General features: G+C 57.2%; 8 protein-coding genes. 4 read left to right on the forward strand and 4 right to left on the reverse strand.

Annotated elements, in window-relative coordinates:
- Window positions 1-163: 163 nt before the first annotated feature.
- Both QP982_RS10065 and QP982_RS10070 read left to right on the forward strand, forming a co-directional pair.
- Window positions 164-850 (forward strand): esterase/lipase family protein, encoded by a 687-nt coding sequence (locus tag QP982_RS10065; protein ID WP_256881376.1) that lies wholly within the window; start codon window positions 164-166, stop codon window positions 848-850.
- Window positions 840-1,613, forward strand: a complete 774-nt coding sequence (locus QP982_RS10070; RefSeq protein WP_284797706.1) for an alpha/beta fold hydrolase — start codon at window positions 840-842, stop codon at window positions 1,611-1,613. Before QP982_RS10065 ends, QP982_RS10070 begins: the two co-directional genes overlap by 11 nt.
- A gap of 9 nt (window positions 1,614-1,622) precedes the next feature.
- On the opposite strand, the gene QP982_RS10075 is transcribed toward QP982_RS10070, so the two are convergent.
- Window positions 1,623-2,465, reverse strand: a complete 843-nt coding sequence (locus QP982_RS10075; RefSeq protein ID WP_005511580.1) for a PaaI family thioesterase — start codon at window positions 2,463-2,465, stop codon at window positions 1,623-1,625.
- A gap of 126 nt (window positions 2,466-2,591) precedes the next feature.
- Window positions 2,592-2,999 (reverse strand): arsenate reductase/protein-tyrosine-phosphatase family protein, encoded by a 408-nt coding sequence (locus tag QP982_RS10080; protein WP_070603951.1) that lies wholly within the window; start codon window positions 2,997-2,999, stop codon window positions 2,592-2,594.
- Between the two features lie 545 nt (window positions 3,000-3,544).
- Here QP982_RS10080 and QP982_RS10085 point away from each other — a divergent pair.
- The gene (locus tag QP982_RS10085) at window positions 3,545-5,047 is read left to right on the forward strand and encodes a hypothetical protein (protein WP_284870506.1); all 1,503 of its coding nucleotides are present in this window, start codon (window positions 3,545-3,547) and stop codon (window positions 5,045-5,047) included.
- A gap of 812 nt (window positions 5,048-5,859) precedes the next feature.
- On the opposite strand, the gene QP982_RS10090 is transcribed toward QP982_RS10085, so the two are convergent.
- Window positions 5,860-6,222: a DoxX family protein gene (locus tag QP982_RS10090; RefSeq protein WP_016421436.1), complete on the reverse strand. Its 363-nt coding sequence runs from the start codon at window positions 6,220-6,222 to the stop codon at window positions 5,860-5,862.
- Window positions 6,222-6,794: a TetR/AcrR family transcriptional regulator gene (locus QP982_RS10095; RefSeq protein WP_016421437.1), complete on the reverse strand. Its 573-nt coding sequence runs from the start codon at window positions 6,792-6,794 to the stop codon at window positions 6,222-6,224. The genes QP982_RS10090 and QP982_RS10095 overlap by 1 nt, the downstream gene beginning before the upstream one ends.
- A 353-nt stretch (window positions 6,795-7,147) precedes the next feature.
- Here QP982_RS10095 and QP982_RS10100 point away from each other — a divergent pair, with 353 nt between their 5' ends.
- Window positions 7,148-7,381, forward strand: coding sequence for a tyrosine-type recombinase/integrase (locus QP982_RS10100; RefSeq protein ID WP_350309398.1), 234 nt, complete (start codon window positions 7,148-7,150; stop codon window positions 7,379-7,381).
- Window positions 7,382-7,496: the final 115 nt, after the last annotated feature.

The raw sequence follows: 7,496 nt of genomic DNA on the forward strand, positions 1-7,496 counted from the left end.
GGTAGTCCCTGCCCCTGAAGCGCAGGAACCGGAGGCGCATAAACCGGCTGTAGCTGAAGGATCAGCATCGCTTCCCTATGCCATCTTCCGTCCGCTGCGCGGTGTTTTCGAAGATAACTGGGGAGCCAAAGTATCCAAGTCCCGGCCGTGGCCGGTCATCCTCCTGCACGGAACAGGCCAGGTCAAGGGCATTTGGGAGACCCTTGGCGGTCAGTTGCGGGAAGATGGCTGGGCTGTCTTCGCGCCAGATTTTGGGCACCGTGCAACAGACCCCATCAATCAGTCCATCGACATGCTCGTGCCCTACATCAAGGCTGTCCTGCACGCCACTGACGCAAAGCACGCCGTTATCGTGGGGCACTCGCAAGGCGGCTTAATCGCCACCCTGCTTTCTCTACGCATTTCCAAGTACATCAAGCATGTTGTCTGTCTTGCCGCCCCCAATCACGGCACCAACCTGGGCGGCATCGCTTCCGGCATCACTAAGATTCCCGGCACGAGGTCGCTGATGAGCAACTTTGTTCAGAGCTACTGGGGCGTTTCCGGCTTGGAACAGCTCACGGGCTCAAAGATGGTTTTGAACTCCAATTCTCACGATATTCTCGGTCCCGGCGTTACTTATACCTGTATTGCCACTAAGTATGACCAGCTCATTTCCCCGCCGCAGTCCTGTTTCTTGGATGACGGTGACACAGGCATGGTCACCAATCTCTATGTGCAGGACACGTTCCCTCAAGCCATCGTTTTGCATGAGCAGATGGCACACGATTGGCGTCCCCGCACTCTTACTCGCGAGGCTCTATTCAGGCTGGTAGGCGAGGATTTTGACCCAACCGAGCATGCGGAATAGACCGCTCCTAACACGGATTTTCCCGCCGACAGCCGCACGTCCGTCCCTGCCAAATCCGAGTCTGGCAGCGGGGAACCTCAGCGACCCCGTTCCGGTTATCGCATTACATGGCACGCTCGATAGTCCCGGCGCGTGGGCACCGCTTGCCGACGGGCTCCGCTCCCTCGGCCGCCGCGTCTATGTACCGGCCTACGGGAACCGCGGCACTGCTGCCCTTGCGGATTCTGTCGCCGAAGTCGAGGCCTACATCAACGGAGTTTGCGCTGAAACGAACTCGGACACGGTCGACATTGTGGCTCACTCTCAGGGTGGGCTATTGGCTTTCCTGTTATTTACACGCCTAGCGAACCTTGAATACGAGCGCATTTCATTTCGCCGTGTCATCAGCGTGTCGGGCTCTGTCGGCGGCGTAAATCTGACTGGAATTTCCCGCATTTTGGGCTGGCGAAATGGGTCTCTTGCCCGCTGGCTAATGGGACAGGCTTTAGCCGATCAAATTGCGGTAGCGGCAGAAAAATATGACCTTCCTGCCGCCAACACTGCCCCACACCTCCGAGGGCGCAAGGCAGCTGCACCTGACTGGATTAACGTCATCAGCCACCATGACAGTCTGGTCATTCCGTGGTCCGATACCGCGCAGAGTTTCCTGCCGGACAGTCGAACTGTTTTGCTCGAATCCGAGCTGGAGGGCAGGTCTGTTGCGCATTGGAAGCAGCAAACAGACCCCGAAGTGATCGATCTGATCACTCGGCTATTGGCGTAGAGCTTCGACCTAGAACTTGGTCAACGACTCGCGCGCGGTGACGACATCCGCAAGCAGCTGCTGCGCAGCTGGCGAGGGGTTATCGGAGGTGAGGGCCTCGATGACGACGTCGGGAAGCCCTGCGGCGCGGTAGTCGTCGACAGTGACATCGCCGTACTCAAGGACGCCGTGGAGCCATGCGACTGCACGCGACTCTGGCGAAATGCAGCGTCGTGCGGTGCGTTCCTGCTGGACGAGCACATCGCGGTTTTCCACCCCGCGCATCCCCAGCCGAGCAAGAGTGCGAGCAGCAGAGATGAGGTTCTCACCGGCAACACGATCCTGCTGATTCGGGTTGGCCGGCGGCTTCTTGCGGCCACGACGGCGCACGTAGAGCTCCTGCTGGCCAATACCGACCAGGGAACCATCGCGGTTTCGGATTACAGAGGTGTATGGAACGACCGTCGAATAGCCGCCTTCTGTTTCGGCCTTAAGCTTTTCGACCATCTCATCCGGCACCTCTACCTCGAGGTACGCACCGTTCTTACCTGGGCGGATAAATTCAAACGACCCAGTTCGGGTCCATGCCTCGTACTTCTTGACGTCCAGGCGCTGCATAACCAGCGTGCCAAACAGCACATCCGTCATCGAAAACAGCGCACCGCCGAATGCCGCGCCATGCATATTCGCAGTCAGAGCGTTTAGGCGCAGCTCCAGCCGACCTGCCGACCAGTCATCCGCAATCTCGGTGATACGGATGCCGGTGCCAAACAGCGGCGGCCAAATGTTCAGCAAGAACTTTGCCTTAGCCGGGGACATCTCTTTCTCAGCAAGCTTGTACAGGGTGCGTCGCAGCGAGGGACCAATAGACATAACTACTTACATTAGGTGCTGACCGGACGGACGCGGGTATTATTGTCCGAAAACAAAAGTGTGTCGGCTTCAGCACATGCTTTACGACGGTTCCCGCGCCCCACCTTTTATGAAGTCAGCGACTATTTAGGCAGCAAACCGTTCCGCCAGCGTATTGACGCGCCGAGTGAAGAAATCCCGCAATTGCGCGTAGCGGGGATAACCATAAATGCCGCGGTCAGCTGGGTCATCATATTCCCAGCGCTCAGTCTCTACATCTGGCGCAATGTAGTCCGAAACGTCGATTTTCCCCACGACAATGACCACATCCGCACTGTCTGCGAGAGATGGCGTGAGCTGATGAGGATCCCCATCACACCGTGCCCCCACCTCACAGAGTGCACGCCGCGCGTCTTCATCCAGACCGCGGTCATCATCATCGATGCTGATACCTGCTGACAAAACTGTCAGGCCCGGGGCAGCTTGCCGCAGCAGCCCTTCTAGTACGCGTGAGAGTCCCATGTTTGAACTACTGACAAAGAGCACCTCTGACATGGCTCTATCGTAGAATATTTTTCTCAGAGAAATCACCCCAGCTTGTGGGGTTTTCTGGAAGGTTTTACAGAAAAATGCCAAAAGCGCCCATAGCGCAGGCCCTTCCCCGAGACCAGCCCTATCGACGCTTATGACTTAAAAACAAAGCCCACTTTACATACGCGTGTAACTCCTGTGAAGCATGGGGCTGGAGTTACAGATGTGAATTCTCCGTGACCTGTGATTTTCCGGCTGTCGGTGTTGCGTCGATGCTGCGTTGTTCTGCGGTCGGTGTTGCGTTGTCCCGCTGTCGGTGTTGCGCTGTCCTATCGATGCAATATTCACCTATCGATACGCAGCAGCGTGGCCATAAGTGAATAGCTCATCCATATGTTGACCGGGACTTCCGACAACGTGCGCATAAGTGAAAGAAAATTCCCCCGCCCCAGCCCCCGACAGGCATTTGCCCTTTAATCAGTCTTCAAACGCACCCTTTGTTCCCCGCCCGACCTCCTTAAACCGGATAAAATTGGCGGGGCCGATCGCTCGCGAATAGGAGAATCACCGTGACCGACTCTCGCGATATTAAACCTTTTGCATCCAACCGCGGCCCCAAAGTGACCTCCATCGGTGCCATCATCGGCGCAGCAGCAGTGGGCGGCCTGCTTCTCGGAGGTGTCGGTGCGGGCACCTGCTTGGCGGTCTTTGATTCGCCCGAGCGCTCTGACTACGTCATGCAGCCCGCGCAGCGTGAGGTGCAGGCTGACATCATGGACTCAGACGATGTGCTCACCCCGGAGGAAGAACAGCGCATGCTTCGCGATGTCTCCCGGATCGCCGCCCCTGACGTGGTCCAAGGGCTGCACTACATGGTCTTTGCCGAGAACAAGGAAAACGTTAATGACTCCGTAGAGGAGTACCTGCGCGATAACCACCAGGAGCTCATCGGCAAGGATAAGTTTGCTGATGGCCAGGTCTTCGTCGGCGTGGGCCTTGATCCGCGCCAAGCCTTCGTCTTCGCGGGTGAGGACGTGGCTGCTCAAATGAAGCTACGCAAGAATGACAGCCATCTGAAACAGTCCATCGAAGCAATTAAGCCGGGCGTGCGGGATGACAACATTCCTGCTGGCCTCTTTGCTGGCGCAGCGGCTGCAATCGACGTAGACCGTGCTGCGAATACTCAGTACGAGGGCGCAAAAGAGGACCGGATGGCGGCGGCCGTTGGCCTCGGGGTGGCGGGCCTGAGCGTTGGCGGCGCTGGTGTCGGCCTCGCCGGCGGTGTACGCCGCAGCCGGCAGAAGAAGACACAGCAGGCACGCGAGGACTGGGACTACGTGTCGCAGACCTACACCGATGTGGCGCAACGGCTAAGGGAGATTGATATTCGAGCGCACTCGCTCCAATCAGGGCTGGTGGATGAGCGCCTGCGCCAGGACTGGGAGGGTTTGCGCGATGACTTCCTAGCAATCGATAGCCAGGTTGGTTTCCTCATGTCGATTCCGGCGGATGCGCCAGATGAGCAATTCCGCTCACACTCCGAGCTCATCGCCAACGCGCGCCAACTGTGCGAGCGCGTGGAAACCGCTGAGGCCAATATTGAAAAGCTGCACCGCATTGAGAACGCTGATGCGGATGCTCGCCGCTATGAACTCTACGAGCTGGAGAAGGATCTGGCACAGGCAGGCTACTTGGCCGCAAGCATCGACTCGGCGCTTGAGCGCCACGCGAAGGAGTTGGAAGATGCCGCCACTGAATTATCCAAGGAACCACACCATCCGCAGTTCATGGAGCGCTACCTAGAACTCTTGGATCGCTCCGCGCTCTTGTCGGAGCACGTGCAGTCCCAGCTGCAGAAGCGCAATGAGGCCGACGAGCGCCCCGAGCGCACGCGCATCTACGACTCTGATTTCTTCGCTGGCTCTGGCTACCACGGCTACGTGCCCTTCTATGTCGTGAGCACCTGGGATAGCGATGCCACCACTGCCCGCGACAGCTCTTCCAGTAGCGGTGGCGTCAACAGCGGGTTTAGCTCAGGGTTTTCCGGTTCAGGCGGTTCTTCCAGCTTCTAAGCCGACTTACGGGACAGAGGGGATGCGGACGTTCTGTTAGACGATTTCACCCCTCACGCTACTTAACCCCTACATTTTCCCCTTTAAACCAAAGAACCCCAGGCCGGAAAACTTCCTGACCTGGAGTTTTGGAGCCGGAAACGGGACTCGAACCCGTAACCTACCGTTAGGGTACCCTGTAAAGGTTTGACCTATAATGCCATTTATGCCTGTCAAAGCCGTTTCTCGCGCCACACAGGGACACCTCCCCTACTAGTTTTTGAGGAAAGTCTTTGGGGAAGTGCGGAGTTTTCCGAAGTAGACCCGCAGCTGGACATACGCCACAGCCTGAGTACAAGACTTAACCGGCGGTGGCTACACGGTGTCGACTAGGGGCCACACACCCCTTGCCCCAGCAACCCCTGCCCGTCGCACCCCTACCCCCCACGCATAAAAATGGACTGGGATTGCCCCCAACCCCTCAATTCCGGTTACTGCTCCTGCCACCCCACGTCGTCGGGTGTGACATCCCGGCGCGGGCCCAGTCGCGCAGCGCTCGCCACTGGTATCTCGGATGCAGTACCGCAGATACCCGTCGAAGAGCTGGACGCCTATCTACCAGTCCCGCAGCAGCCCGCCACTCTGCAAATCCCACAACCCCGACCCATCAGCTAGGGCTTTGTCATGCCTTCTGCACCGAGGCAGACGCTCATACCCTTCGACAGGCCGGCGAGGCGGTAGGCGGCTAGCGGGTCCCAGGCACCCGCGGCAAGCCGCCCGGCGCGGGCAACGGCGCCCCTCAATGGGCGAACACAATTGGTAAATTGGTCGTTTCAGGCTATCAATAGTGTCGCAATGAGAGCGCCTAGTGAAATAGCGAGCATCCCTAAGCAATTGACCCAAAACTCGCTACCTAGAAACTTGGCTCGGATATGTGCGATTGCTGCGGTGCAGAAGTAGGCAATGACTCCAACCATCGTCGCTATTCCAATGCCTGGTATCCAGAGCCCAATAATGAGTCCACTTGCTGCTAGGCACTTGATAACGATAAGAGCCCACCACCACTCTGTAGGAAGTCGTACTCCTCTGAGGCAGGCCTCGATGAATGCTACGGGTTTGAGCGAGAGTACCGCGTCTCCGAACAAAATGGCTGCAAGAATGATGGAGGGCCAAGCAGGCGAAGATTCGAGAATCATTATTTTACTCCGTACGCGATTTTAAGACGGGAGATGGAACTGTTCGCGTGAATGGATAGTTCGTCGGTGTCGTATGCACCGGCAGCCCAGCCAAGAAGCAACCCAAGATAAATGTTGTAAAGGATTGTCGCGAACTCTTTAGCGTCATCTTTAGGGAGCATATTGCCTAGGCGCAACACGATTTCATCTACCAAGAGAGTTCGAAGCTCGTTGAGAATCTCTCCGTTGTCTCCCTGTGTGATTAGGGCAGCGCCATACGCTTTCGATAATTCTTCCTGCCCAGTAAACATTTTCAGGAAAGGAGCGAGAACGTCGAGAAGGTTGTCTGATTGTCCACGGAGCTCATCGTGCATGACGGTGATTCGATGTCCGATGGTCTGAATCAACAGCGACTGCTTGCTCCCGACGTTCATAACGGTTCCAACGCTGACGTTAGCTTTCTGCGCGATGGCACGCACATTTGTATCCGCGTACCCGACTGACACAAAAAGGGCATAGGCGGTATCCAAGACTTTATTGCGCGTCGCCTCCTTTTGAGTAGCACGACTTGATTGAACTTGTTCACTGAACATGTTCAAATCGTATCGCTACATCAATCTACGGTCAAGTAGCGATGTGGTTATCCAAGTACATTGCTGTCATGAGAGGCGAGCGGGTTTCCTGCTTACAAGGAGGAAAGTTATAGCTGATCGTCACACACCTACATGTTTTTGCCAGACCAGCTTCTCGGGCCAATAGACTCAAGGATTGCCGAGCGCTTGGCCGATAAGCCTACGAGCTTGTTCCACGGCCAACGCACGACAGGGGCACCGACGACGCGGGTACTGCCTATGCGTGACGACCCATCCGGCACATACCCCCACCCTGGCAAAACTCTGGCCGGGCTCTAACATGGGCAGGCTTGCCGCACCTCGCCGGCGACGATGTGGCGCAGGCCGACCGGGAGCTGCTGCCTGCGGTGATTTCCTATCACGACCTCCGTCACACGGTAGCGACCGCCATGGCTGCAACGGGCAACGCGGCGCTGGCCACCTTGCAACTGGGCCATGCCTCCGCCTCGACTACGGAGGCCGCCTACATCAACCGCGCGGGAGATGTTGACAACTCCGCAATCATTGAAGCGTTCGCTGCCGACGCGCTGGCAATTTTCGGCGGCTAGTCGCTGCCCTCCTGCCGCCGCCCCTGCGCCCTCTTGGCGGGTTAAGTAAAGAAAAGTGTGTCCGCATGCCACCATAACCCCAGACCACACACCACAAATCACCAAAGAATAGCTC

Source organism: Corynebacterium sp. MSK019, assembly GCF_030232425.1.
Taxonomy (GTDB): domain Bacteria; phylum Actinomycetota; class Actinomycetes; order Mycobacteriales; family Mycobacteriaceae; genus Corynebacterium; species Corynebacterium jeikeium_D.